This is a genomic window from Rhizobium sp. No.120, assembly GCF_054558365.1.
The window spans coordinates 417,756-442,546 of record NZ_BAAJNQ010000002.1; the positions used below are offsets into that span (position 1 = coordinate 417,756).

Below are 24,791 nucleotides of genomic sequence, written 5' to 3' on the forward strand. Positions count from 1 at the left end.
AAGTCTCCGGGCGGCTCAATTGATATCAGGCGGAAACCTGCTCGAGAGCGCGAGCGAAATCCTCGACCAGATCGGCGCTGTCCTCGATGCCGGCGGAGAAGCGCACGGTGCCCGGCGAAATGCCGAGCTCGGCACGGGCTTCGTCGGTGAGGTTCTTGTGCGTCGTGGTGGCCGGATGCGTGATCAGGCTCTTCGAGTCGCCGAGATTGTTGGAAATCTTCACGATCTCCAGCGCGTTCTGCAGCTTGAAGGCTGCTTCCTTGCCGCCCTTCAGTTCGAAGGCGACGAGCGTCGAGCCACCGCTCATCTGCTTGGCGATGATATCGGCCTGCGGATGGTCCTTGCGGCCGGGATAGATCACGCGGGCGACCTTGTTCCCCTGCTCGGCGAGGAAATCGGCAACCTTGGAGGCGTTCGCCGTCTGCTGCGCAACGCGCAGCGGCAGCGTCTCGATGCCCTTCAGCAGCGTCCAGGCGGTAAAGGGAGACATGGCCGGGCCGGTATGGCGGAAATAGTCCTGCAGGTTCTCGTCGATCCACTGCTTGTCGGAGAGGATGACGCCGCCGAGAGAACGGCCTTGGCCGTCGATATGCTTGGTGGCGGAATAGACGACGATATGGGCGCCGAGTTCCAAAGGCTTCTGAAAAAGCGGCGTCGCGAAGACGTTGTCGACCACGACCTTTGCGCCGATCTGGTTGGCGAGCTTGGCGACGGCGGCAATGTCGACCACTTCCAGCGTCGGGTTGGTCGGGCTTTCGAGGAAGAAGAGCTTGGTGTTCGGGCGGATGGCCTTTTCCCAGTTCTCGGTAAAGCGGCCGTCGACCAGCGTGCATTCGATGCCGTATTTCGGGGCGAGCGTCTCGACCACCCAGCGGCAGGAGCCGAAGAGGGCGCGGGCAGCGACGATATGATCACCGGCCTTCAACTGGCAGAGGATGGCGGCGGAGACGGCGGCCATGCCGGATGCGGTCGCACGGGCGTCTTCTGCGCCTTCCAGCGCGCACATGCGCTTTTCGAACATGTCGTTGGTGGGGCTGCCATAGCGGGCGTAGATGAATCCATCCGTCTCGCCCTTGAAGCGGGCTTCCGCCGCTTCCGAGGTGTCATAGACGAAGCCCTGGGTCAGATAGATTGCTTCGGAGGTCTCGCCGAATTGCGAACGGAGCGTTCCGCCGTGAACGAGCTGGGTTGCGGGGCGCCAAGTCTTGCTCATGCCATCACCACTTTCAAAACAAAAAAACCGGTCGCAAAAGCAGACCGGTTCAACCCCGGTCTTTTTAGCCATTTGTTTAACGTGGCTGCAAGCCGACCGGCCAAATCACCACGGGATAAGTTGCAATACTGCCGTTGACGGCTTGCGTCAATTCCCCGAGTTTGGTTTTGTCTGCGACAAATTATGAGAGAAGCATGATGGCTCGCAATACTGGAATTTTGGCCGATCGCGCCATCGCAGCGCTGTTCGAAACGGGGCGGCTGACGAGCGAGAGAGAACTGGACGTCGATCAGATCCAGCCGGCAAGCCTTGACCTCAGGCTCGGTTCGCATGCCTTTCGCGTCCGCGCCAGCTTCATGCCCGGTCCCTCACATCTCGTCGCCGACAAGCTCGACCGGCTGAAACTGCATGTGGTCGATCTCTCCGAAGGCGCGGTGCTGGAAACCGGCTGCGTCTATATCGTGCCGCTGATGGAGCGCCTCGATCTGCCCGAGGATATGTCCGCCTCCGCCAATCCGAAGAGCTCGACCGGCCGTCTCGATATCTTCACCCGCGTCATCACCGACCGGGCGCAGGAGTTCGACAAGATCCCGGCTGGCTATTCCGGGCCGCTCTATCTCGAAATCAGCCCGCGCACCTTCCCGATCGTCGTTCGCCGCGGCTCGCGCCTGTCGCAGATCCGCTTCCGGGTCGGCCAGGCCGTGCTCACCGAGCCGGAACTGCTGGCGCTGCATGAAACCGAGACGCTGGTTGCCAGCAAGAAGCCTAATATTACCGGCGGCGGCATCGCGCTGTCGATCGATCTCGCTGGCGACAAGGAAGGGCTGATCGGCTATCGCGGCAAGCACCACACCGCCGTTGTCGATGTCGACAAGAAGGCCCAGCACGATATTTTCGATTTCTGGGAACCGCTCTACAGTCGCGGCCGCACCGAGCTGATCCTGGATCCCGATGAATTCTACATCCTTGTTTCGCGCGAGGCGGTGCATGTTCCACCGCATTTCGCCGCCGAGATGACGCCGTTCGATCCGCTGGTCGGCGAATTCCGCGTCCACTATGCCGGCTTCTTCGATCCCGGTTTCGGCCATGCCCCGGCCGGCGGCCGCGGCAGCCGCGCCGTGCTGGAAGTGCGCAGCCACGAAGTGCCTTTCATCCTCGAAGACGGCCAGATCGTCGGCCGCCTTATCTATGAACACATGCTGGAACAGCCGAGCAGCCTCTACGGCTCCGGCCTCGGCTCGAACTATCAGGCACAGGGCCTGAAGCTCTCCAAGCACTTCCGGCTGTGATCGACTATTTGGCGGCCTTGACAGAGGCCGCCAACTGTTGGACATCTCACGGTGTCAGGCGGGTGTAGCTCAATGGTAGAGCAGCAGCTTCCCAAGCTGAATACGAGGGTTCGATTCCCTTCACCCGCTCCATAATTTTCACGCCAGAAGCGGTCTCTTCGTTTTCAGCGTTTCCTTTAGCGCTTCCCCAAAGATCGCAATCGGCCCCGCCAGCCGCCCGGCTGGCGGGCGATGCACCAGCCAGTTGACGACTTTCGGGCTGAAATCCGGCGCGTCGACGATTTCGACCAAATCGCGCCAGCGGCTGTCCGCCAATGCGGCCGGCGTCAGGACGCCAATGCCGAGGCCGCGGGCGACCAGTGACATGCGCAGATCGGCGCTCATGGCCTCGACCCCGACATCGAAGGGCAGGCGCTCGGCTTCGAAGCGATGCTGAATGAAGGCGCGGAAGCCGCAGCCGCTCTGGTTCATGATCCACGGGAATCGGGAGAGATCTTCCAGCCTTGGTTGCTTGGGGATGCCGAGCGACGGTGCCGCGACGAGAATGACGGCATGGACTCCGAGCATCTCGCCGACGACATTATCCGGCGGCTGCAGCCCCTCTGCCAGGCAGACGGTCGCCGCATCGAGCTGACTGCGCGCGACCTGCTCGATCAGTTGCGGCGACCAGCCGGTAACGATGCGCAGCGTCAGTTGCGGAAACTGGCTGCGCAATTCGTCGAGCGGGGCGGATAAGGCCGCTTCGGAAAGATAGGGCATGATCCCCAGACGGAATTCGCCACCGATCGTGCCGCCGGGCGAAACGCCGGCCTTGAGATCGTCGAGCGACCGCAATACCCGCCGTCCATGCTCATAGGCCTCGCGTCCTGCAGCCGTCGGCCGCAAGGGCTTCGACTGCCGGTCGAGGAGGGCGATGCCGAGACTGTCTTCCAGGTTCTGGATGCGTCGGGTGATGCCGGGTTGGGTCAGATTGATGCGCGCGGAGGCGGCGACGATCGAACCCGTCTCCACCACGGCGACGAAGGCTTCCAAGTCAGGAATGTTCATGCTGAACTCGCATAATCATTATTATTTAATTTCAGTTGCCGCATTATGCGACAAGGCGATAAACATAGCTATCTTTATTATCAGAAATTATCGGAGAGATCATGTCGCAAGTCCCCGAATGTATGACGAGCGAGCCGGAGGGAGAGGTTTCCGCGGCACCCGCCGCTCCATCGACCTTGTTGTTCGCCATCGCCACCGGCGTCATCATCCTCAATCTCTTCGCGCCGCAGACGCTGGTCGGCATCATCGGCCCGTCGCTCGGGTTTTCCGAAAGCGGCGCGGGTCTCGTGGCCATGGCTTCGCTGCTCGGCTACGCCGCCGGCCTGTTCTTTCTGGTGCCGCTGGCGGATCTCATGGAAAACCGGCAGCTGGTGCTGCGCATGCTCCTTGCTGCTCTGGTCATGGCCGTTGCCGCTGCCTTCGCGCCGACGGGCTGGAGCCTGCTGATCTTCCTCTTCCTACTGGGAGCAGCTTGTTCCGCCATTCAGATACTCGTGCCGATCGCAGCGGCCATGGCGCCGCCTGAACATCGCGGCCGGGTGATCGGCAATGTCATGAGCGGCGTCATGGTCGGTATTCTCGTCTCGCGCCCGCTGGCGAGCCTGATTGCCGACCTCTGGGGCTGGAGAAGTTTCTATGCCCTAAGTGCCGCGACGCTCGCCCTGCTCGCCGCTCTGCTTGCCCTGCGTCTGCCGGAGCGGCGCCCTCTGGTCAGCGCGAGCTATGGGGCTTTGATCGGTTCGCTCTTTGGGCTCCTGCGGGAGGAACCGGTGCTGCGACTGCGTGCTTTCACGGCAGCCTTGATGATGGCAAGCTTCAGCCTGTTCTGGACTTCCGTTGCCCTGCGCCTGGCGCAGCCGCCATTTTCGCTCGGCCAATCCGGCATCGCGCTGTTTGCCCTTGTTGGCGCTGGTGGCGCTGCCGCGACTTCTGTCTTCGGCCGCATGGGCGACAGGGGTTGGACGCAGGTGGCGACATTGGCCTCGCATCTGATCGCGCTCGCCGCAATGGCGCTGGCCGCCTGGGTCGGCGGAATACGCTCGGGCGACTCTGTGGCGCTATTGGTCCTTCTGGGCGTCAGCGCCGTCTTGCTCGATGTCGGTGTCACCGGCGATCAGACCTTGGGTCGTCGCGCCGTCAATCTCCTGAAGCCGGAGGCTCGCGGGCGCATCAACGGCCTCTTTGTCGGCATCTTCTTTCTCGGCGGCGCCCTCGGATCGGCGCTTGCCGGCACGGCATGGGATTTCGGCGGCTGGGTTGCCGTTTGTGCAGGGGCCGCGGGCTTCGGCGTGATTGCGTTGATCACAGGCCTTGCCGCGCGCATCTAAACAGTGCAGTCAATGGAACGGTGCTTGTGAACGTACTGCCGCATCGCCATCTGTAGCCCATTCAGGCGGGCGTCAGACAAGCGTGTAAGAACGGGCGCTCCTTGTCAGGAGCGTCGAGATGCGTGGCATTGCATGGTTTTACAGGCTGAAAGCGCTCTTTCGAAGTGGTGCGCTGAAGATTGCCCGCAGCACGAAAATACCTCTCGGTACCAGAATCATCTGGAAGCGAGGCGATGTCCGCATCGGGGAAAGAGTCCATTTCCGTAAGGGTGTCATCATCGATGCGCAAGAAGGCAGCATCGAAATCGGCGACCATGTCTCCTTCAACGACTACAGCATTCTGCTTGGTCGCGGCGGCATTGTGATCGGCAATGATGTGCGCATCGCGGCGCACGCGATGATCGTCTCCTTCGATCATAATTTCGACGACATCTCGCAGCCGATCCGCCTGCAGGGGGTGACGAAGAAGCCGGTCGTCATTGAGGACGATGTCTGGATCGGGGCGGGCGCCAAGATCCTCGGTGGCTCCCATATCGCCAAGGGATGCGTTATCGGCGCCAACGCCGTCGTCAAGGGCAGGACCGAGCCTTACGGCATCTATGTCGGTACCCCGGCAAGGCTGTTGAAGCGGCGCGGAGAGGCGAGCGGCACCCGATCGGTAAAGATTGAACGGCTCGTTCTGCCGAAAAAGTAAAGGGCGCGACCGGCACCCATCCCGCAGCCGCTTCGGTCATCATTCAACGGTATGATATTCCCCCTGCGGCGTGTCTCTGCTACATCGGATTGGTGAATCAGAAATGTGCATCCACGACCGGAGGCCGGATCCAGACCATGCGTGTTTGCCTTTCGCCGATCATGTCTGCCGCCCGGTATCTGGCGTTGGCGGCCATGGTCGCCATATGCTGCACCCCGCCGGTTGCCGCTCAGGAGACGAAGTCGCAGAGCCTGCCGATCCTGTTCGATGCGCGTGAGCGCCTGCCGAAACCGGATCTATCTTCGCTAGTCAGACTGCGCTTCCTGACATCGATCGATTTTCCGCCTTTCAATTTCCTCGATCAGAACGACAAGCTCACCGGCTTCCATGTCGAGCTGGCGCGCAAGATCTGCGACGAGCTGGCAATAGCGGACAAATGCCAGATCCAGGCCTTGCCCTTCGGCGAATTGCAGGGTGCACTTGCCGCTTCGCAAGGCGATGCCATCATCGCCGGCGTTGCGGTTACGCCCGAGTTGCGCAAGACCTTCGCCTTTTCGCGGCCTTTCCTCATGTTGCCGGCCCGCTTCGTGCGCAATCTCAAGGCGCCGATCAGCGGCACGACGGCCGCTTCGCTCTCGGGACAGCCGGTCGGCGTCGTTAAGGGAACGGCGCACGCGGCGATGCTGGCGGCCTTCTTCCCGGCGATCAAACAGGTGCCCTTCGACGACAAGGAAGCATTGCTGACTGCCGTCAAGGACGGCAAGGTCGATGCGGCATTTGCCGATGGCCTGCAGCTTTCCTTCTGGGTCTCGTCGCCGGCGGCCGAAAAATGCTGCGCCCTTTTTGACGGTCCCTACCTGTCGCAGCAATTTCTCGGCGAAGGCATGACCATCATGCTGCGCCAGCAGGATGCCGATCTGACGGCGGCAATCAATCATGCGCTTGCCACCCTCTCACGCGACGGCAGGCTGCAGGAAATCTATCTGCGCTATTTCCCCTATGGGCTCTACTGATCAGAGCAGGCCCAGGAGAAGCGCATACCGGTTTTCCGTCCGGAATGCGTAATGCTTCAGGCCTTGCGATAGCGGGCGATCGCGCTGCGCTCGATGGCGGCGCAGGTCAGTTTGTCGAGCCCGAGACGGTCGCGAAGCAGGCTGAGGAGGCGCAATTCCTCGGCCTTGACTGACAGGTCGGCCGAAGCGACTTCGACGGCGAGCGCATAGGCCGTGTCATATAGACGGGCCGGAAGCGTATCACGCACGGTTTCGAGAACAATGTCCAATCCCTCATTGTTCGAAAGAAGCTTGGCGCAGTCGCGGGAGACGGAAATCAGCTTCTCGTCGTCGAACCCCTTGAATACCGGCAGGGCGTGAATGAGCTCCCCGATGCGGCTGAGCTCCCGGTCGTTCATCGTGCGGTCAACGGCCGAGGCGAGTACCATGACGTAGATCAGGGCCTCGTGAGCAGAAAGCGGCTTGTTCATGACAGGCGAAGTCCTTTGAATTTGGCAGACTGAGAAGTCGCGCGTCTCATGGCAAAAGTTACTGCATAATTCCTTAAATCGGAATCGATTTGAGGATGAAATTATGCAGCAAATTAAAAGCGCTACAGCGACCTTGGCGCGTCATCTATGACGCGCGGCGCTGTAATGGCGGAAGCAAGGCGTCAGATGGGGTTGAGCGGGTCTTCCTTGGCCGGAGGCGGTGCAAGCGTCGATTTCCCGCTCTTGCGCGGGTCGTCGCCGTAGATGCCGCGCTTCTTTTCCTTGGCTTCATCCACCAGAGCCGCGAGCGGGGAACCCGGCTCCGGATCGGCCCAACCGAAGCGGACCAGCCAGGCGCTGAGATCGATGCGGACATAGCGGCAGGTACCCTTGATGGTGCCTTTCCAATTGGCATCGGGCACGTCGCAATCGATGGAGCGTCCGCGCAGATACATGCGGAACGCGGCGCGTGCGGCCTGACCGCAGGGCCAATCCTTTCCGCTCGGGCCGGTACACATCCGGTCGACATCGGTCGGAACGATACCGGTGAGCTGCACGCTTCTGCCTGATATGGTCAATATACCAGCCTGATCGGAGAAGGGACGGACGAGTTCGATCGTCGTTTGCTCCTGCGGCTTGGATGCAGGATCCAGTGCAGCCTGTTCGGACTGAGGCTGAGGTTCGGACTGAGGCTTGGGCTGAACCTGTTGCTGTGGCGACACCGGCGACAAGGTTCGATGTTCGGCCGCCGCCGTCTCCCTGTCGATCTGGTCGGCCGGTATTCGGTTGTCCGGGGCAGGATCGGTCTTGGCTTCGCCGGAAGATGCTGTGTCCGATGAAGCAACAGCTGGCTTGTCCGGCTTGGTTTCATTTGCCGGCTGTGCAGGGGCGGAAGTATCCTTGTCCTTTGTCGTATCCGCTGCGGGCAGCGATGCTTGTGCTTCCTCTGGCTTCGTCGACACGTCGTTCGAGCGCGCGGTATCGGTTGGAACCTTACTGTCCTGCTGCGTCACCGGCTGCGCTGCCGCCGGCTTGTTTTCCTCGACCTTCGTCTCATCGCCGGTACTCGCCGCTGCTGCTGCCGCCATGGCAGCGGCAGACAGGGCTGGGCTGCTGTCGGTGCTGCTTGTCGAAGGGGACGCTGCGGCCAGGATCGTTGCCTTATCTTTCGTGGCTTCGGCAGGTTTGGGTGTCTCGATAGCCTTCGGTAGCGTGGTTTCGGCCTTGGCGGTATCGCTCTGCGTCGCCGCCGACTTGTTCTCCGCCGTCGTTTCGCCGCCACGGCCATGCAGATCGAAGCCATGTCCGGCGAACTGAACCGCGACGAGAGTCAACCAAGAGCCGACGACCGCGCCTGCCACACCTGCGAGCCAAATATCACGACGCATAACGAGAATACTTTCCTATTGGCTGGCCCATATGATCCGGGCAATCCATTCCACATCCGCAAGATCGAAGTTGCGGTTGGTATGTTCGGGATTGAGCGACAAAAGTTCAATCGACTTGGCGCTCTGCCGCAGCAAGACCTTGGCCATGACCTCACCCTTGTGGGTCTTCACGACAACGCGGTCGTTCTTTCTGATCTGGGCTCCCGGTTCGACGATCAGAATATCCCCGTCGCGATAAAGCGGCAACATGCTCTCGCCTTGCACCTCAAGCGCATAGACGCCGGCCCTTTGTGCCGCCGCAACCGGAAACTCCACCATGTCCCAGCCCTGGCCGGCGGGAAATCCGCCATCATCGAAGAAACCGCCGGCGCCCGCCTGGGCGAAGCCGATCAACGGGATGGACGTGCCGGACGGCAAGATTTTGTTCACGAGTGCTGCGGTCGGCGGCTCGGCTGGACGAATGAAGCTCAGGAATTGTTCCAGGCTCGCTCCGGTCGCATCGAGGATCTTGGAGATCGATTCCGTTGAAGGCCAGCGCAGACGTCCATCCTGACTCAGCCGCTTCGATTTGTTGAAGGAGGTGGCGTCGAGACCGGCGCGGCGGGCAAGGCCCGAAGGGGTCAAGGCATGCCGCTCGGCAAGCCGGTCGATCGCACCCCATATCTCTTCGTGTGACAGCATCGCCGCTCGGTATCCGCGCCGGCTCGCCCGACGCTCTGCTCTTTAGAAAAAGTTAACCGAGGCATTTTGGCGAGTAAAGACCGGTATAGGAATAGGGTCCTTTATCCCCGTGCTTTCGTCCGCGGCCTTTCGCGGGCTCAGGTCTTCTGCGGCTGCGGCTTCACGTCCGGCTGCTCGTTCTGGAATTCCTTCGCCATGCCCATGAAGCCCCGCATGAATTTCTGCATGATCCCGAGCGTGCGGTCGATCTCGGCATCATCGGGCAGGCTTGAGCCCTTGTTCGCGGCAACTGTCTTTTCGAGCTTTGTCACGCGGTCGGAAAGCCGGTCCAGCTCATCGTCATAGGCGCTGCGTTCGTCGGCAGCCATGCGGCAGACGAGATTGCCACCCTGATCCTGGCAGATGGACACCGCGCCGGTCTGCTTGTCGAGGCGGATGAAATGATCGCCGCTGCGCTCCAGCTGGAAGCGCGTAGCGTCAGGCTCGGCCGCAAACGCCGGCGTGGTGAGAAGAAAAGCAGCGGGCAGAAGCATGGCCGCAAGGCCGATTTTCAGTTCCTTCGTCATGTCATCCTCCGGATTTTCTGCGTTAAATCCCAAATCCATCACGGAAACCGTGGACATCGGCTGATGTTTTCGTGCAAAGCCCTATCAGGATAGCTTTACAGAGGGATGATGACCGCCATGCCAATGGTTTACAAGATCGTGCCGGACACGCTCTGGCAGCAAGCCAGACAAACCGGCGTTTTTCATGGCGCGGCGATCGATCTGACCGACGGCTACATTCATTTCTCCACCGCGAAACAGGCAAGGAAAACCGCGGAGCTCTATTTCGCAGGGCAGACCGGGCTGCTGCTCGTGGCTGTCGATGGCGATGCGCTGGGCGACAAGCTGGTTTTCGAACCCTCACGCGGCGGCGATCTCTTCCCGCATCTCTACGCGCCACTGCCGCTTTCGGCAGTCATTTGGGAAAAGCCATTGCCGATTGGCGACGATGGAGCTCACCTCTTTCCGGAGATGGCGGAATGATGGGCGCCTTTCGCGATCTCGGCCGGCGCGGCCTGTTTCTGTTTGATCCGGAAACCGCGCATGGCATGTCGATTGCGGCGCTGAAGTCCGGCCTGGTTCCGGCCTGCCGCATCAACGCCGATCCTCGCCTGCGTCAGACCGTGGCCGGGCTCGATTTTGCCAACCCCATCGGTATGGCCGCCGGCTATGACAAGAATGCCGAGGTGCCGGAGGCGTTGCTGAAGCTCGGCTTCGGCTTCACCGAGATCGGCACTGTCACGCCGAAGGCGCAGCCTGGCAATCCCCGTCCGCGCATCTTCCGTCTGGTCGAGGATGAAGGCGTCATCAACCGCCTCGGCTTCAACAATGAGGGTCATGAGGCAGCGTTTCAGCGCCTCAAAGCCATCCGAAGCAACGGCATCATCGGAGTCAACATCGGCGCCAACAAGGATAGCGCCGGCCGCATCGCCGATTATGTCGCCGGCATCCGCCGCTTCTACTCCGTGGCGCGCTATTTCACGGCCAATATCTCCTCGCCGAACACCCCGGGCCTACGTGATCTGCAGGCTCGCGAAAGCCTGTCGGCCCTATTGTCGGCCGTGCTTGCTGCCCGTGACGAGGAAGCGGCAAAGGCGGGCAAGCGCATTCCCGTCTTTCTCAAGATCGCTCCGGATCTGACCGAAGAGGGTATGGACGATATCGCTGCCGAGGCCTTGTCTCATGCGCTTGATGGCCTGATCGTCTCAAACACCACGCTGTCGCGCGATGGATTGAAGGATCAGCGGCAGGCCAAGGAGGCCGGCGGCCTTTCCGGCAAGCCGGTCTTCGAAAAATCGACCGCGGTGCTCGCCAAGATGCGCCGCCGCCTGGGTGCCGCGCTGCCGATCATCGGCGTCGGTGGCGTGTCATCGGCGGAGACTGCACTGGAGAAGATCAAGGCCGGCGCCGATCTCGTGCAGCTCTATTCCTGCATGGTCTATGAAGGGCCAGGGTTGCCGGGACAGGTCGTCACCGGTCTGTCGAAGCTGCTCGATCGCGAGCGCGCCGGCTCGATCCGCGACCTGCGCGATGCCAAGCTGGATTACTGGGCGAACCGGAACGTCTGATCCGCCCGCTTCTTCAGGCCCATGGCCAGGAAGATGCCGCGAAACAGCAGGAAGGCGTTCATGGCCATCCATAGGCCATGATTGCCGAGCGTCGGTACGAAGACGGCGAGAGCTATGAGATAGCCGCCGAACGATAGCAGCATCTTGTTGCGCATCTCGCGCGACCATGTGGCGCCGATGAAGACCCCGTCCATCAGGAAGGCGAGCGCCCCGGTCAGGCCGGTTATCGCCGCCCAGGGCAGATAGGTCTCCGCGGCGAGGCGCACCTCCTCGGAAGTCGTTAACAGCCGGATCAGTGCCGGCCCGCATGTAAAGAAGAAGAGGGCGGCGGCAAGCGCCAGCCCGAAGGACCAGAGCGCCGTCAGTTTCAAGCCGCGCTCGAAGGCCGGCCGATAATTGGCACCGATCGAGCGGCCGGTGATCTGCTCGGCCGCGTTCGCCAGCCCGTCGAGATAATAGCCTGACAGCAGAAAGAAGTTCATCAGCACTGCATTGGCGGCAAGCATGACGGCGCCGAAGCTGTTGCCGATGCGTGTCATCAGCGTGAAGGCGCCGATCAGCACGAAGGTCCGGATCAGGATATCGCGATTGAGCGCGAAGAGCTGCGTGAGCTTGACGCGCGAGAGCAGCTCCGCGCGCGCTGGCCGTTCCTCACCGGCAAAGCTGCGCAGCACGATGAAAAGCCCGAGCAACATGCCGCTCGCTTCGCCGATCAGCGTGCCCCAGGCAACACCCGCCACACCCCAGCCCAGATAGAGCCCGAGCAGGATGGCGAGCACGATGTTAACGCCATTGATGACGGTCTGCAGCAAAAGTCCGATACGGCCCTGGCCGCGGCCGAGCACGAAGCCGAGCAGCGCGTAATTGGCAAGCGCTGCCGGCCCCGACAGCATGCGGATAGAGAAATAGGTGCGCGTCGCATCGGCGATGCCGCCTTGCGGCCCCATGAGCTTAAGGCCGAGCCAAAGGAGAAGAGGCGACAAAAGCACGATCAGGGTGCCTGACGTAAGCGCCGATATCAGCGCTCGCCAGAAGACGGCCTGCTGTTCGTGCCGGTCATGGCGCCCATAGGCCTGAGCGGTGAGCCCTGTCGTCGAAGCGCGCAGGAAGTTGAAGCTTGAGAAAAGGAGATCGAACAATACGGCGCCGATCGCAAGTCCTGCCAGCGCGTCCGGCTGGCCGAGATGCCCGACGACGGCGGTATCCACAAGGCCGAGCAGCGGCGTGGTCATGAAGCCGAGCGTCATCGGAATCGCGATCGACAGCACGAGCCGATGCGTTACGTCGAATGGCAGAACCTTTCGGCTCCCTTGCTGGACATCCATGCTGCGCTATGCCTCCTCAGTTCGAGGACAGCACCATGGACCAATAAGGCCTGCCCCCGGAAGAGGGGTCATAGGCCAGAGCGACGCCAAGGCCGTCATATTTGCCGAGCATGTTGTGCAAATGCTTCGGCGAGTTGATCCAGGCTGTCACCGCAGCGTTCACGTCACGCTGGCCTTCGGCAATGTTTTCTGCCGCCGGCAGCTTGACGCCGCTTGCCTTGACGCGCTTGCCGAAATCATCGCCGATACCGATCAGATGCTCCATCTTGCCGGAAACCGCCATGCGCCGGGCCTGATAGATGGCGGCGGCACCTGCGGCCGTGTCGACCTTCAGCGGTGGCAGGCCGTTCTTGGCGCGCAGTGCATTCACGAGCGGCAGGGCGGAAGCGGTCTGATCGCTGGCGGGCGTGTTAGAAACATGGGTCGGCGGCGTGGCGCAGCTTGCGACCGATGCGGTGAGCGCAAGGGCGGTGAGGCGCAACGCATCGCGGCGCGTTAAGGTCAGTGTCTGGGAGGTCATGTCAGCTGCGGTAATTGAACAAACGAAGTATGATGAAAACGGGAATGACGATGGAGGCGCCGAGCAGCACATAATCGCCGAACTCGCCAAGCGCGGCAAAACCGCTGTGCCAGAGATCAAGCAGGAAGCGGCGGACGCCATAGAGGAAGTCGAGGGGCCGCCAGCCGAAGAACTTCATCACGAAGCCGACGACGAGCGACACGATGATGAGCTTTACCAGCGTTCTGCCGGGCGAGTCGCCAAGGAATCTGTTCACCTGATCGGACATGCAGACGTCTCCATGATGGCAGTCGGTGGTGCCTGAGATAGGGCCGGGCCCTGCGACTCGCAAGCACTTTTGCCAGGCGCGCACCTCAAACAGGCCTCTGCCTGAAATAGGACTTGAGTTTTTTTATGGCCGCGTTCAAAGGCGAGCGTCAAACAGGATGAAACACATGCTGCCGAGCCAGCTTTCCTCCGGCGATGTCATTGCCGACCGCCGCGCCGATTACGCCAAGATGCTTGCCGAAAGCGGCGAGCCGGCGAGTGCCGCCGAGCTGATGGAGCAGGCGCTGGAGCTGGTGCCGCGCTGGGCGGCGGGCTGGTTCACGCTTGCGACCTATCGCGAGAAGGCCGGCGATGCGCCAGGCGCGATCGCCGCGCTGAACGAAGTGCTGACGCTCGATCAGGGCGATGTCTTCGGTGCGCGCCTCAAGCTTGCCGTTCTCGGCGGTGCCGATTTGCCGGACCGGCCGCCGAGCCTCTATGTCGAGCGGCTGTTCGACGACTATGCCGACCGCTTCGAAACCTCGCTCGTCGAGAAGCTCGGCTATAGCGTGCCCGGCAAGCTTGCAGCGCTAATCGCCGAAACGGCTGGTATCCCGAAACATTTCCGCCTCGCGATCGATCTTGGCTGCGGCACCGGCCTGCTCGGGCCGGAAATCCGCGTCACCGTCGACCGGCTTGAAGGCTACGATCTGTCGAAGGGCATGCTCGCCAAGGCGGCAGAAAAGCATGTCTACGATCATCTCGGCCACGCCGACCTGTCGCTGGAGCCGGAGCTGTCAGGCGTGTTCGATGAAGGGTTCGCCGTTGGCCGCGCGGATCTGATCACCGCCGCCGACGTGCTGATGTATCTCGGCGATTTGCATGGCGTGACGGCGATCGTGCAGAAACTTGCGGCCGATGGCGCCGTCTTTGCCTTTTCGGTCGAGGACGCACAGCAGGCAGACGGTTATGTGCTGCGCGATTCCTTACGGTTTGCCCATTCCGAAGCCTATGTCAGTCGGATTTTGGCCGCGCACGACTTTACGGTGCTGAATATCACCCGCAGCATCATTCGCATGGATGGCGGAAAACCGGTCCATGGCATTCTGTTCATTACCCGGAAATCGGCCTGATGATTTCGAATCTTGCGAATTTGAAATAGGTCAGCATTACTTACGTATTTTCGCTTGATTGTCGCCTGGGATTTCAGCAAAAAGCCTTGAAACCCAGGGGAAATCACATGGCAAACGCAAAGAGCGCATTTGGTATCTGGAATACGTCCGCGACCCGGCATTCGTGGATCGAGGATGTTCAGGGCATCATTTCTGGCAGCCTGATTTCCTCGCTCGGGCTATTTTGCCTTTCAAGCGCCGGCCTTCTGACCGGTAGCACCGCCGGCATCGCTTTCCTGCTGCACTATGCGATCGGTGTGAATTTCGGCCTGGCCTTCTTTGTGGTCAACCTGCCGTTCTTCTATCTGTCTTTGAAGCAGCTCGGCCCGGTCTTCACGGTCAAGACCTTCATCGCCATCGCGCTGACCTCGCTTCTGACCAACCTGCAGCCGCTACTCTTCGATGTCGCGCATATCAATGCGCTCTGGTCGGCGGTGCTCGGCGGTATTCTGCTCGGCTTCGGCCTGCTCGCACTCTATCGTCATCGCGCCAGCCTTGGCGGCGTCGGCATTCTGGGGATTTATTTGCAGGAGCGTTTCGGCATCAGGGCAGGGCTAGTGCAGCTTGCGATCGACCTATGCGTGCTCGCCGTCGCTTTTGCTGTGACCACGCCGCCGGTGGTCATCTGCTCGGTGATCGGCGCAATCGCGCTCAATCTCTTCGTCGCGATCAATCATCGCTCGGATCGCTATATAGCGCTGTAAAGCTAAAGCTCACTGCTTGCGGGTGTCGTCGGATTCGACGATCGCGGCTTCGTGATACCAGCTGTCGAATGCGGCCGTCGCAATGGATGGGCCAATATCCGGGGTGAGGTTCACCTTCGGACGCTGGCTGAGCGCCGTCGGGCGAGCCGTAACGGGAAACTGATAGATCTTTGCGGTTTCGTGTCGAGTACCGATTGCCATTCGTGTCTCTCCCTTTTTGGTGTTCAAGCGGGCGCGCTTCAAGAGACAGCTCATATATAGCAAAGCAAAAGACGAATATCACCATTTCGCTTAAAAAAAATGCTAAATGATGAAATTATAGGCAACTAGAAGGTGGTACGGCGAATGCCGTTTCTTTGATCTGCCGATTTTCCGATCTATTCTACGGTCAGGAGGCCTGCGACATCTTGGCAACTGGGTCAGAACGGTTCTGGCGATTCGAAAAGAATTCCGATGGTTGACGCTCGGAAATCTCATCCGAATACGGCTGAATCAAAAAATTTCGCCTGACGAGCCAGGTGCTGATGCGATCTGGCACAGCACATGCATCTCTCTTAGCAGCCGTTCGTAGTGAGGAATTTTCCGGCGGGCGCGCCGGGCAAAGTTTTTCCTACTTCGCCTGATTAACTGTTATGAGGTGCGTAATGACGAAATATAAGCTCGAGTACATCTGGCTCGACGGGTACACCCCGGTACCGAACCTGCGCGGTAAAACGCAGATCAAGGAATTCGACGCATTTCCGACGCTTGAGCAGCTTCCGCTTTGGGGCTTCGATGGTTCGTCGACGATGCAGGCTGAGGGCCGCAGCTCTGACTGCGTGCTGAAGCCCGTCGCTATCTATCCGGACCCGGCCCGTACCAACGGCGCTCTCGTCATGTGCGAAGTCATGATGCCCGACGGCGTCACCCCGCATGAATCCAACAGCCGCGCGACCATCCTCGACGACGAGGACGCATGGTTCGGCTTCGAGCAGGAATACTTCTTCTACAAGGACGGCCGTCCGCTCGGCTTCCCGGAATCCGGCTACCCGGCTCCGCAGGGCCCGTACTACACCGGCGTCGGCTACAAGAACGTCGGCGATGTCGCTCGCGAGATCGTTGAAGAGCACCTCGACCTCTGCCTCGAAGCAGGCATCAACCACGAAGGCATCAACGCCGAAGTGGCCAAGGGTCAGTGGGAATTCCAGATTTTCGGCAAGGGCTCCAAGAAGGCCGCTGACCAGATCTGGATGGCACGCTACCTGCTGCTGCGCCTGTGCGAAAAGTACGGCATCGACATCGAGTTCCACTGCAAGCCGCTCGGCGACACCGACTGGAACGGCTCGGGCATGCACTGCAACTTCTCGACCAAGTTCATGCGCGAAGTCGGCGGCAAGGCCTATTTCGAAGCGCTCATGGCTCAGTTCGACAAGAACCTCGAAGCCCACATCGCTGTTTACGGCCCGGACAACCACATGCGCCTCACCGGCAAGCATGAAACGGCTCCCTGGAACAAGTTCAGCTACGGCGTTGCCGACCGCGGCGCTTCGATCCGCGTTCCGCACTCGTTCATCAAGAACGACTACAAGGGCTACCTCGAAGATCGTCGCCCGAACTCGCAAGGCGACCCCTACCAGATCGCTTCCCAGGTCCTGAAGACCATCTCGGAAGTACCGACGGCTGGCTTCGGCTCGGTTGCTGCCTAAGACTTCTCAGCTTCGGTTCGCCGGACGCGAGAGAGCAAATGAAAAACGCGGGGCTTCGGCCCCGCGTTTTTCGTTTTTGGAATCCAGATATTGATGGGGGTCTCTGTTGACCCTGGAGTTCGTCATCCTCGGGCTTGACCCGAGGATCCACGCCCAAGCTGCGGAACATGTAATGTGATACGCAAGGACGCAGCCTGAATGAATGCGCGCGCCGGTACTCGTTAACAGCATTCCTGCCGCGCTGACTTGCCTGTGCCTGGATCCTCGGGTCAAGCCCGAGGATGACGGAGCTCAAGGGAAAGCTCAGGGGGGCACGCGGCGGCATATCACATGCCTGGCAATAGCGTACTCAGGCAGCCTTGCTTGCCGCATCTACCGGATGCTGCGAGCGGAAGCCGACGGCGAGGCGGTTCCAGATGTTGATCGTGCCGATCGCCACCGTGATCTTGACGATCTCTTCTTCGCTGAAATGCTGCTTCAGCGGCTCGAAATCGGCGTCCGGAATGCCGGTCTGGGCGATCTTGGTGACGGAATCCACCCAGCGGAGCAGGGCACGCTCGCGGTCGTCATAGACGGGTGATTCCCACCAGACGCACATCAGGTTGATCCACTGTTCGCTCAAGCCATCGTGGCGGGCTTCCTTCACATGCATGTCGACGCAATAGGCGCAGCCGTTGATCTGCGAGGCGCGGAGCTTGATCAGGTGAATGAAGCGGCGTTCGAGGCCGCTGCTCTGCACGAAGTTTTCCAGCGCGACGACAGCCTTGTAGGAATCGGGAGAGGCTTTGGCGAAGTTGAAACGCGGATGCATGGGTCTTCTCCTTGGGTTTTAAATTGAGGTTCAGTTTCTGGTCTTGCGTTCATGCAGCTCGAGAAAGGCGCAGCCTCTCGCGGCGATCCCGCCATCCGTGTCCGTCTGCCTGAGATCGGTCAGCACGTCGGCGATCGTTGTCTTTGCCAATTCAGCCCGATAGACACGCTCGGCCGCCAGCATGGCGGCATTGATGCCGCATGGCTTGGCGAAGTAACGCCCTTCAAGCGGGTTTGGACCGCGCTGGCGGATTTCCGCACAGCGGAAGGCGGGTGCTGGGCCTTCGGCCGCCAGCACGATATCGAGCAGGCTGATCGCCTCCGGCTTGCGCGCCAGCCGATAGCCACCCTTCGGCCCCGGCACGGTATCGAGAATGCCGGCGCCCGAAAGCGCCTGCAGATGCTTCAGAAGATAGCTGACCGAAACGCCGTGAAATTCGGCAAGCGCTGCCGCCGAGAGTACGCCGCCATCGGATAATCCCGCCAGCATGGCAACGCAATGAATGGATTGTTCGACGCCGTCTCCGAGCTTCATTTCCGTGCCTTTCTAATCATGGATAATTTTTATCCGTGATTATGATGGGAGTCAAGTGGGGATGCGACAGAGTTGTTGTTGGGCGAGGAAGCGCGAAATGCGTGTTTTATGAATGCTGCCCACAAGAAGGCACCGTCATGCTCGGGCTTGACCCGAGGATGAGGGGGCGTGCGGAAGCTAATGAGCCTAAGCGGCCTTAGTGAAAGAATGTACGGCCCATCCTTGCTCTTCTCCAGCCTCCCCGGCTTCTCATCCGCCGCATATTCATTACATTGAACCCCGTGGACCAGATCGACGCGCAGTACCCCCTTGCCTTACCCGCCCCCTTCACCCGCTGGTTTGCGGAAAAGGGCTGGCAGCCGCGCGCGCATCAGCTGGAGCTGCTGGCCCGCGCCGAAGCGGGTGAAAGCACGCTGCTGATTGCGCCCACCGGCGCCGGCAAGACCCTTGCCGGCTTCCTGCCGTCGCTGACGGATCTCACCCGGCGCGGGAAAATCGCGCCCGGCTCGGCCTTTACCGGCATCCACACGCTCTATATTTCGCCGCTGAAGGCGCTTGCGGTCGATATCGAGCGCAACCTGATGAAGCCCGTTTCTGAAATGGGTCTGCCTGTTACGGTTGAGAACCGCACGGGCGATACGCCAAGCGGCAAGCGGCAGCGGCAGAAGCTCAATCCGCCCGATATCCTGCTGACGACGCCGGAGCAGGTGGCGCTGCTGCTTGCCAATCGCGAGGCCGAGCGCTTCTTCAAGGATTTGAAATACATCGTCTTCGACGAACTGCATTCGCTCGTCACCTCCAAGCGCGGCCATATGCTGTCGCTCGGCCTTGCCCGCATCCGCAAGCTGGCGCCGCGTGTGCAGACCATCGGCCTTTCGGCGACCGTCGCCGATCCCATGGACCTGCAGAAATGGCTGGTAGCGCAGCGACCGGGGGAAGAGCGCCACGCCGGCCTCGTCATCGTCGAAGGCGGCGCCAAGCCCGATATTTCGATCCTGTCGACGGAAGAGCGCATCCCCTGGTCCGGCCACTCCGCCAAATATGCGATCCCCGATATCTACCGCGAGCTGAAGGCACATCGCACGACGCTGCTCTTCGTCAACACGCGATCGCAGGCCGAAATGCTATTTCAGGAGCTATGGTCGGCCAATGACGACAATCTGCCGATCGCCCTGCACCACGGCTCGCTCGATGTCGGCCAGCGCCGCAAGGTGGAGGCAGCCATGGCAGAGAACCGGCTGCGCGCCGTCGTCGCCACCTCCACACTGGATCTCGGCATAGATTGGGGCGATGTCGATCTCGTCATCCATGTCGGCGCGCCCAAGGGCGCGAGCCGCCTTGCTCAGCGCATCGGCCGCGCCAACCACCGCATGGATGAACCCTCGAAGGCAATCCTCGTGCCGGCCAACCGCTTCGAAGTCATGGAATGCCAGGGAGCGCTTGATGCCAATTATACCGGCGCACAGGATACGCCGCCCATCGGCGCCGGAGCGCTCGACGTTCTCGCCCAGCACGTGCTCGGCATGGCCTGCGCCGAACCCTTCGATATGCTCGAGCTTTACGACGAGGTGCAGAGTGCGGCGCCCTATGCCGAGCTTTCCTGGGAGACTTTCGAGCGCATCGTCGATTTCGTCGCCACCGGCGGCTATGCGCTCCGAACCTACGAGCGCTATGCCCGCATCCGCAAGACGGCGGATGGGCGCTGGCGCGTATCCAATCCGCAGGTCGCGCAGCAATATCGCCTGAATCTCGGCACGATCGTCGAAGAGGCGATGCTGAATATCCGGTTGGTAAAGCGTAATGCGCTGGGCTCGCTTGGAAGAGGCGGCGCGCCGCTCGGCAAGGTCGAGGAATATTTCGTCGAGCAGCTCTCGCCCGGCGATACTTTCCTGTTTTCCGGCAAGGTTCTGCGCTTCGAAGGCATCCGCGAGAGCGAATGCCTGGCCTCGCAGGCCTTCTCGCTGGATCCGAAAATCCCCTCCTATGCCGGCGGCAAGTTTCCGCTCTCGACCTATCTCGCCGATCAAGTGCGGGCGATGATTGCCGATCCCGACCGGCGGCACCGCCTGCCGGATCAGGTGCGCGACTGGCTGGAAATTCAGAACGAAAAGTCGCTGCTGCCGAAGCGCGACGAGTTTCTGATCGAGACCTTCCCGCGCGGCAGCCGCGCCTACATGGTTGCCTATCCTTTCGAGGGAAGGCTGGCGCACCAGACGCTCGGCATGCTGCTGACCCGAAGGCTGGAGCGCGCCGGCGCCAAGCCCATGGGCTTCGTCGCGACCGATTATTCTCTCGGCATATGGGGCCTGGAGGATATGGGGCTGATGATCGCCAACGGCCGTCTCAGCCTCTCCGATCTCTTCGACGAGGATATGCTCGGCGACGATCTCGAAGCCTGGCTCGACGAATCCTTTCTTTTGAAGCGCACCTTCCGCAATTGCGCCGTGATTGCCGGCTTGATCGAGCGCCGGCATCCGGGCAAGGAAAAGACCGGCCGGCAAGTGACCGTCTCGGCCGATCTAATCTATGATGTGCTGCGCAGCCATGAGCCTGATCATATCTTGCTGCAGGCGACGAGACAGGATGCCGCGACCGGACTTTTGGATATTGGCCGACTTGCGGATATGCTGAAGCGAATCAAGGGCCATATCACCCATCGCGCGCTGGACCATATTTCTCCGCTCGCCGTGCCGGTGATGCTGGAGATCGGCAAGGTGCCGGTACCGGGCGAGGCCCACGATTCCCTGCTTGCGGAAGCGGCTGACGACCTGATCCGCGAAGCGATGGAATAGGGATGCTGCAAAGCAGACGACGAAGGTAGATTGTTACGGTGATGAACCGCCTGGCGCTAGCGCGAGATATGAACGGTCAGGGTAACGGCGCAACCAGTGCGGCGGGCGTCGAGGCCATCATTCATGGTGTCGCTGCCGTCTGCGATCCGCTCGGCGCGCTCTATCTGCCGGATGCAGGCATTCTCGTCGTCTCCGATCTGCATCTGGAAAAGGGCGCGGCCTTTGCCCGCCGCGGTATGATGCTGCCGCCCTACGATACGCTGGCGACCCTGACAGTCCTCTCCGCCGTCATCTCGCGCTATGATCCGAAACTCGTGGTGTCGCTGGGCGACAATTTCCATGATCGGGTCGGTTCACAGCATCTGCCGGAAGCGTTTCGCAGCCTGATCGTCAACATGGCCCGCGGCCGCGAATGGATCTGGATCAACGGCAATCATGATCCGGATGGCACCGTCGATCTCCCCGGCCGTTCGGTCGACGAGATGCATTATGGCGGGCTCACCTTCCGTCATGAACCAAGGGCCGGGTTGCAGGCTGGCGAGATAGCCGGCCACCTGCATCCCTCGGCCACCGTTCGGCGTCGGGAGAAATCAGTGCGCCGCCCCTGCTTTGCCACGGATGGCGCCCGCCTGCTGATGCCGGCTTTCGGGGTGATGACCGGCGGCCTGGATCTTCGCCACAAGGCGATGGCAGGTCTCTTTGAGCGGGAGAGCCTGATTGCGCACCTGCTGGGCCGCGACCGCATCTACTCAGTGCGGTTCGGCAATCTCTCGGCCTAGGCAGCGTTCGCCGGTTCATAACGCAGGATGACAGCTCCGGTCCTGAGAGGCGTGGAGTCGATAAGCTTCATCGGGCGTTGCTCGGCCGCCGGTTTAAAATGCGGATTGCCGGCACCGAGGACGACCGGAACAAGGCAAATCCTGAGCTCATCCACTAGTCCCGCCTTGAGCAATGTATCGGTCACTTCAGCGCTGCCGAAGACGAACATGGTCTTGCCGGGTTCTTGCTTCAGCTTCTTCACCTCAGCGACAATATCGCCGACGACGCGGGTATTGTTCCAGTCAGCCTTGTCGAGCGTTCGCGAGGCGGCAATCTTGGCGATGCCGTTCATGTAGGCGGCGATGTCGGGCGCTTCCGTCGCGGTCGGCCAATAGGCGGCCATGCCTTCATAGGTCTTGCGGCCGAAGATCAGCAAATCGCCTTCCTTGCCGAGTTCGACCGCATAGTGTTCCAGCTCGTCGCCCCAGGCCAGCATATGAAAATCAAGATCCCACGGCTTGGTTCCCTCGAAATAGCCGTCGAGCGTCATGAGATTCCAGATAGCGAGCTTCCTCATCACTTCCTCCGTTTGAATAACTATATCAGGATCAAAACTGGTTGCTAAAAGCAATTGGTTGCAAGCTAGCTAGACCGATGGCAAAATGCAAGTGGTTTTTTGGAGATCATTATGGACGCATTGCATCGTTCCGGCTGCCCGATCAATCTGACGTTGGAAATTCTCGGCGACCGCTGGAGCCTGATCGTCATCAGGGACATCATGTTCGGTAACCGCCGGCATTTTCGCGAGCTGCTGCAGAATTCGCAGGAGGGGATTGCTTCCAACATCCTCGCCGATCGGCTGAAGCGGCTGGTGGAGCGCGGCTTGTTGACCCGCGAGGATGATCCGACCCATAAGCAGAAAGCTATTTACAGTCTGACAGAGATGGCGATCGATCTCGTGCCGCTCTTTGCCCATATGGGCGCCTGGGGCCGTAAGCATCTTCCAGTGTCGGAAGAGCTGTCGATCCGAGCCGAGCTGCTGGAAAATGGCGGCCAGGAGCTCTGGGATGATTTCATGGACGAGCTGCGTGGCAAGCATCTCGGCAAGGTGCTGCCCCCGGGCACGCCTTCGGTACTCGAGCGATTGACTGAAGCCTATTCCGAGGTCGCCAATCGCCGGAAAAGCGGCTGATCAGTTTTTCCGGAAGATGAAGCTTGCGCCCCAGCCGGTGACGAGGGCGAGCAGCACGGAAAAAATGCCATAGGTGATCGGCCGCTGGTGCGCTGCATCCGTGATCGTCTGCTCTATCCCCGTCTTGATGACTCGCAGCGGCAGCGCTTTCTCGCTCAGGAACTTGCCGCTCTTGAAGAGATAGGCGCGCACCATATGCACACCGTTCGGCACATCGGCGGGAACCCTGAGCGTTGCCTTGAAGAGCGAGGAGCTGACGAAGCGAACGCCGGCGGGATCGCTTTCATAGAGCCCGCCAGACTTCTGCAGGCGTCGGAAGGCATTGCGGAATTCCGGAACATCGCCGACGTTGCCGACGAAGCCAACCGGCGTCAGCGGAAGATGGTCGACGCCAATGCCGCGGTCGCTGAGTTCGAGCGGCGTAGTGATATTGTCGACTGCGCGCGTGCTCGAGAGCGAATAGGCTTCCGGGACACGCTCGAACGTCATCGAGCGGGTGTTGACCCATATGCCGAAGACGCGCTCTTTCCTGCGGACCGTTGCATTCTCGCGTGGGCCCTCCAGCACGACGACGATATCATACTGACCGATGGCAAGAAGCAGCTGATCGGTGTTCGAAAGGGCGCCGAAGATCGTCAGATCGGCGCCCGTGAAGTCCGAGGTAATGGCAATCTCGCTCGTCGACGTGCCGATCTCCATCGTCTCGCGCGCCGTGGTCGAGGTCGTCGGCTGATCGAGCAGTACCTGCGCCTGCGTGGTGAGCGGAGCGAGCAGCATGACGACAGCAAGGAGCAGTCCGGATCCTCTCATCGGCTCACTCCTTCCATGACGACGGAGTAAACATCTGCTGGTGTCACCACGAGCGTAACGACGAGGCGAAGGCCGACGGCCAGGACGAGAAGGCCGAGGAGTGCGCGCAATTGCTCGCCACGCAGCTTCTGGCCGACACGAACGCCGTATTGCGCGCCGATGACGCCGGCCACCATCAAGAGGAAGGCCAGGATGATATCGACGGAATAGTTGGTGGCTGCCTGGACGATTGTCGTGAAGGCCGTCACGAAAATGACCTGGAACAGCGAGGTGCCGACAACGACATTGGTGGGCACGCGCAGCAGATAGATCATGGCGGGCACGAGGATGAAGCCGCCGCCGATACCCATCGGCGTCAGCATGCCGACGAAAAAACCAAGACCGATGACCGGAATGGCGCTGAGATAGAGCTTGGATTTCTTGAACCGCAGTTTCAACGGCAGCCGTTGCACCCAGTTGTGATGGCGCGGCTTGCCGGTTGCCGGTGGCAGCTTGCCGGCTGCGCGGCGCATGGCTCGCATGCTCTCCCACAGCATCAGCGATCCAACCGTGCCGAGGAGAATCACGTAGATCAGAGAAATGATCAGGTCGATCTGGCCGAGCCGGCGTAACAGCACGAATAGCCAGAGGCCGAAGGTCGCCCCCGCCAAGCCGCCGGCAAGCAGGATCGAGCCCAGCTTCAGGTCGAGCGAGCCGCGGCGAAAATGGCTGAGCGCGCCCGAGACGGAGGAGGCAACGACCTGATTGGAACCGGTGGCGACGGCGACAACAGGCGGGATGTTGTAAAAAATCAGAAGAGGCGTGATGAGAAAACCGCCGCCGACGCCGAACATGCCAGAGAGAAACCCTACGGCTGCTCCCATGCCGAGAATGATGAAAATATTCACCGACAATTCTGCGATCGGCAGATAGATCGTCACGCCTTGTTCCCATTTGCAGGCTTTTCGGCGCGGTGACCGAAGCCCGTTTCCCCTTAAACGGCGGATTCTAATCTGAAATCATTGC

Annotated in this window: 27 protein-coding genes, 1 tRNA gene and 1 riboswitch; of the genes, 13 read left to right on the top strand and 15 right to left on the bottom strand. The window is 60.8% G+C overall.

Annotated elements, in window-relative coordinates:
- Positions 1-25: 25 nt before the first annotated feature.
- On the bottom strand, positions 26-1,213 hold the full coding sequence (locus ACYJRZ_RS07770; protein ID WP_459457698.1) for an O-succinylhomoserine sulfhydrylase: 1,188 nt from the start codon (positions 1,211-1,213) through the stop codon (positions 26-28).
- A gap of 43 nt (positions 1,214-1,256) precedes the next feature.
- Positions 1,257-1,335, bottom strand: a riboswitch (SAM riboswitch).
- A 72-nt stretch (positions 1,336-1,407) separates the two neighbouring features.
- Between ACYJRZ_RS07770 and ACYJRZ_RS07775 the strand changes: the two genes are divergently transcribed.
- Both ACYJRZ_RS07775 and ACYJRZ_RS07780 read left to right on the top strand, forming a co-directional pair.
- Positions 1,408-2,502 (top strand): 2'-deoxycytidine 5'-triphosphate deaminase, encoded by a 1,095-nt coding sequence (locus ACYJRZ_RS07775; protein ID WP_459457700.1) that lies wholly within the window; start codon positions 1,408-1,410, stop codon positions 2,500-2,502.
- A gap of 58 nt (positions 2,503-2,560) precedes the next feature.
- Positions 2,561-2,634: transfer RNA gene (locus ACYJRZ_RS07780), tRNA-Gly, on the top strand.
- A gap of 6 nt (positions 2,635-2,640) precedes the next feature.
- On the opposite strand, the gene ACYJRZ_RS07785 is transcribed toward ACYJRZ_RS07780, so the two are convergent.
- Entirely contained in the window at positions 2,641-3,549 is a 909-nt protein-coding gene (locus ACYJRZ_RS07785) for a LysR family transcriptional regulator (RefSeq protein ID WP_459457702.1), read from the bottom strand.
- 101 nt (positions 3,550-3,650) lie between these two features.
- Between ACYJRZ_RS07785 and ACYJRZ_RS07790 the strand changes: the two genes are divergently transcribed.
- The 3 genes from ACYJRZ_RS07790 to ACYJRZ_RS07800 all read left to right on the top strand — a co-directional run bounded on the left by ACYJRZ_RS07790 (position 3,651) and on the right by ACYJRZ_RS07800 (position 6,584).
- Entirely contained in the window at positions 3,651-4,877 is a 1,227-nt protein-coding gene (locus ACYJRZ_RS07790; RefSeq protein WP_459457704.1) for an MFS transporter, read from the top strand.
- Between the two features lie 118 nt (positions 4,878-4,995).
- Positions 4,996-5,571, top strand: coding sequence for an acyltransferase (locus tag ACYJRZ_RS07795; protein ID WP_459457706.1), 576 nt, complete (start codon positions 4,996-4,998; stop codon positions 5,569-5,571).
- A 194-nt stretch (positions 5,572-5,765) separates the two neighbouring features.
- Positions 5,766-6,584 (top strand): transporter substrate-binding domain-containing protein, encoded by an 819-nt coding sequence (locus ACYJRZ_RS07800; RefSeq protein WP_459458691.1) that lies wholly within the window; start codon positions 5,766-5,768, stop codon positions 6,582-6,584.
- Positions 6,585-6,640: 56 nt separating this feature from the next.
- Here the strand turns inward: ACYJRZ_RS07800 and ACYJRZ_RS07805 are convergent, their stop codons facing one another.
- The 4 genes from ACYJRZ_RS07805 to ACYJRZ_RS07820 form a co-directional block, all read right to left on the bottom strand.
- On the bottom strand, positions 6,641-7,054 hold the full coding sequence (locus ACYJRZ_RS07805) for a tellurite resistance TerB family protein (protein WP_015338732.1): 414 nt from the start codon (positions 7,052-7,054) through the stop codon (positions 6,641-6,643).
- 182 nt (positions 7,055-7,236) lie between these two features.
- On the bottom strand, positions 7,237-8,442 hold the full coding sequence (locus ACYJRZ_RS07810) for a thermonuclease family protein (RefSeq protein ID WP_459457709.1): 1,206 nt from the start codon (positions 8,440-8,442) through the stop codon (positions 7,237-7,239).
- 15 nt (positions 8,443-8,457) lie between these two features.
- Positions 8,458-9,123, bottom strand: a complete 666-nt coding sequence (locus ACYJRZ_RS07815; RefSeq protein WP_459457711.1) for a S24 family peptidase — start codon at positions 9,121-9,123, stop codon at positions 8,458-8,460.
- A 137-nt stretch (positions 9,124-9,260) separates the two neighbouring features.
- Positions 9,261-9,689, bottom strand: coding sequence for a hypothetical protein (locus ACYJRZ_RS07820; protein WP_459457713.1), 429 nt, complete (start codon positions 9,687-9,689; stop codon positions 9,261-9,263).
- Positions 9,690-9,794: 105 nt separating this feature from the next.
- Between ACYJRZ_RS07820 and ACYJRZ_RS07825 the strand changes: the two genes are divergently transcribed.
- Positions 9,795-10,151, top strand: a complete 357-nt coding sequence (locus tag ACYJRZ_RS07825; protein ID WP_459457714.1) for a DUF952 domain-containing protein — start codon at positions 9,795-9,797, stop codon at positions 10,149-10,151.
- On the top strand, positions 10,148-11,236 hold the full coding sequence (locus tag ACYJRZ_RS07830) for a quinone-dependent dihydroorotate dehydrogenase (RefSeq protein WP_459457716.1): 1,089 nt from the start codon (positions 10,148-10,150) through the stop codon (positions 11,234-11,236). The genes ACYJRZ_RS07825 and ACYJRZ_RS07830 overlap by 4 nt, the downstream gene beginning before the upstream one ends.
- Here ACYJRZ_RS07830 and ACYJRZ_RS07835 read toward each other — a convergent pair.
- The 3 genes from ACYJRZ_RS07835 to ACYJRZ_RS07845 are packed head-to-tail and all read right to left on the bottom strand — an operon-like array spanning position 11,212 to position 13,349.
- Positions 11,212-12,561 carry an MATE family efflux transporter gene (locus ACYJRZ_RS07835; protein ID WP_459457718.1) on the bottom strand — a complete coding sequence of 450 codons (1,350 nt, stop codon included), beginning with the start codon at positions 12,559-12,561 and terminating at the stop codon, positions 11,212-11,214. The two genes, ACYJRZ_RS07830 and ACYJRZ_RS07835, sit on opposite strands and share 25 nt — an antisense overlap.
- A 16-nt stretch (positions 12,562-12,577) precedes the next feature.
- On the bottom strand, positions 12,578-13,081 hold the full coding sequence (locus ACYJRZ_RS07840) for a CAP domain-containing protein (protein WP_459457720.1): 504 nt from the start codon (positions 13,079-13,081) through the stop codon (positions 12,578-12,580).
- Position 13,082: 1 nt separating this feature from the next.
- Entirely contained in the window at positions 13,083-13,349 is a 267-nt protein-coding gene (locus tag ACYJRZ_RS07845) for a DUF6460 domain-containing protein (RefSeq protein WP_459457722.1), read from the bottom strand.
- Between the two features lie 166 nt (positions 13,350-13,515).
- Here ACYJRZ_RS07845 and ACYJRZ_RS07850 point away from each other — a divergent pair, with 166 nt between their 5' ends.
- Positions 13,516-14,460, top strand: a complete 945-nt coding sequence (locus tag ACYJRZ_RS07850; protein WP_459457723.1) for a methyltransferase — start codon at positions 13,516-13,518, stop codon at positions 14,458-14,460.
- A gap of 107 nt (positions 14,461-14,567) precedes the next feature.
- Positions 14,568-15,203, top strand: a complete 636-nt coding sequence (locus ACYJRZ_RS07855) for a YitT family protein (protein ID WP_459457725.1) — start codon at positions 14,568-14,570, stop codon at positions 15,201-15,203.
- A 9-nt stretch (positions 15,204-15,212) separates the two neighbouring features.
- Here ACYJRZ_RS07855 and ACYJRZ_RS07860 read toward each other — a convergent pair whose 3' ends face one another.
- Positions 15,213-15,404 carry a DUF2735 domain-containing protein gene (locus ACYJRZ_RS07860; protein WP_459457727.1) on the bottom strand — a complete coding sequence of 64 codons (192 nt, stop codon included), beginning with the start codon at positions 15,402-15,404 and terminating at the stop codon, positions 15,213-15,215.
- Between the two features lie 443 nt (positions 15,405-15,847).
- Between ACYJRZ_RS07860 and ACYJRZ_RS07865 the strand changes: the two genes are divergently transcribed.
- Entirely contained in the window at positions 15,848-16,888 is a 1,041-nt protein-coding gene (locus ACYJRZ_RS07865) for a glutamine synthetase beta-grasp domain-containing protein (RefSeq protein ID WP_095433900.1), read from the top strand.
- 349 nt (positions 16,889-17,237) lie between these two features.
- Here ACYJRZ_RS07865 and ACYJRZ_RS07870 read toward each other — a convergent pair whose 3' ends face one another.
- Both ACYJRZ_RS07870 and ACYJRZ_RS07875 read right to left on the bottom strand, forming a co-directional pair.
- Positions 17,238-17,699, bottom strand: a complete 462-nt coding sequence (locus tag ACYJRZ_RS07870; RefSeq protein ID WP_015338745.1) for a carboxymuconolactone decarboxylase family protein — start codon at positions 17,697-17,699, stop codon at positions 17,238-17,240.
- 30 nt (positions 17,700-17,729) lie between these two features.
- Positions 17,730-18,233 (bottom strand): RrF2 family transcriptional regulator, encoded by a 504-nt coding sequence (locus ACYJRZ_RS07875; RefSeq protein WP_459457730.1) that lies wholly within the window; start codon positions 18,231-18,233, stop codon positions 17,730-17,732.
- Positions 18,234-18,514: 281 nt separating this feature from the next.
- Here ACYJRZ_RS07875 and ACYJRZ_RS07880 point away from each other — a divergent pair, with 281 nt between their 5' ends.
- Both ACYJRZ_RS07880 and pdeM read left to right on the top strand, forming a co-directional pair.
- Positions 18,515-21,025 (top strand): ligase-associated DNA damage response DEXH box helicase, encoded by a 2,511-nt coding sequence (locus ACYJRZ_RS07880; protein WP_459457732.1) that lies wholly within the window; start codon positions 18,515-18,517, stop codon positions 21,023-21,025.
- A 41-nt stretch (positions 21,026-21,066) separates the two neighbouring features.
- The gene (gene pdeM / locus ACYJRZ_RS07885) at positions 21,067-21,804 is read left to right on the top strand and encodes a ligase-associated DNA damage response endonuclease PdeM (RefSeq protein WP_459458693.1); all 738 of its coding nucleotides are present in this window, start codon (positions 21,067-21,069) and stop codon (positions 21,802-21,804) included.
- Here the strand turns inward: pdeM and ACYJRZ_RS07890 are convergent.
- Positions 21,801-22,361: a dihydrofolate reductase family protein gene (locus ACYJRZ_RS07890; RefSeq protein WP_459457734.1), complete on the bottom strand. Its 561-nt coding sequence runs from the start codon at positions 22,359-22,361 to the stop codon at positions 21,801-21,803. The two genes, pdeM and ACYJRZ_RS07890, sit on opposite strands and share 4 nt — an antisense overlap.
- 111 nt (positions 22,362-22,472) lie before the next feature.
- On the opposite strand from ACYJRZ_RS07890, the gene ACYJRZ_RS07895 reads away from it, so the two are divergent.
- The gene (locus tag ACYJRZ_RS07895; RefSeq protein ID WP_459457736.1) at positions 22,473-22,976 is read left to right on the top strand and encodes a winged helix-turn-helix transcriptional regulator; all 504 of its coding nucleotides are present in this window, start codon (positions 22,473-22,475) and stop codon (positions 22,974-22,976) included.
- On the opposite strand, the gene ACYJRZ_RS07900 is transcribed toward ACYJRZ_RS07895, so the two are convergent.
- Together ACYJRZ_RS07900 and ACYJRZ_RS07905 are read right to left on the bottom strand one after the other, a co-directional pair.
- Complete coding sequence (locus tag ACYJRZ_RS07900) at positions 22,977-23,786, bottom strand: TIGR02186 family protein (RefSeq protein ID WP_459457738.1); 810 nt, start codon at positions 23,784-23,786, stop codon at positions 22,977-22,979.
- Positions 23,783-24,706, bottom strand: a complete 924-nt coding sequence (locus ACYJRZ_RS07905; RefSeq protein WP_459457740.1) for a sulfite exporter TauE/SafE family protein — start codon at positions 24,704-24,706, stop codon at positions 23,783-23,785. The genes ACYJRZ_RS07900 and ACYJRZ_RS07905 overlap by 4 nt, the downstream gene beginning before the upstream one ends.
- Positions 24,707-24,791 lie beyond the last annotated feature (85 nt).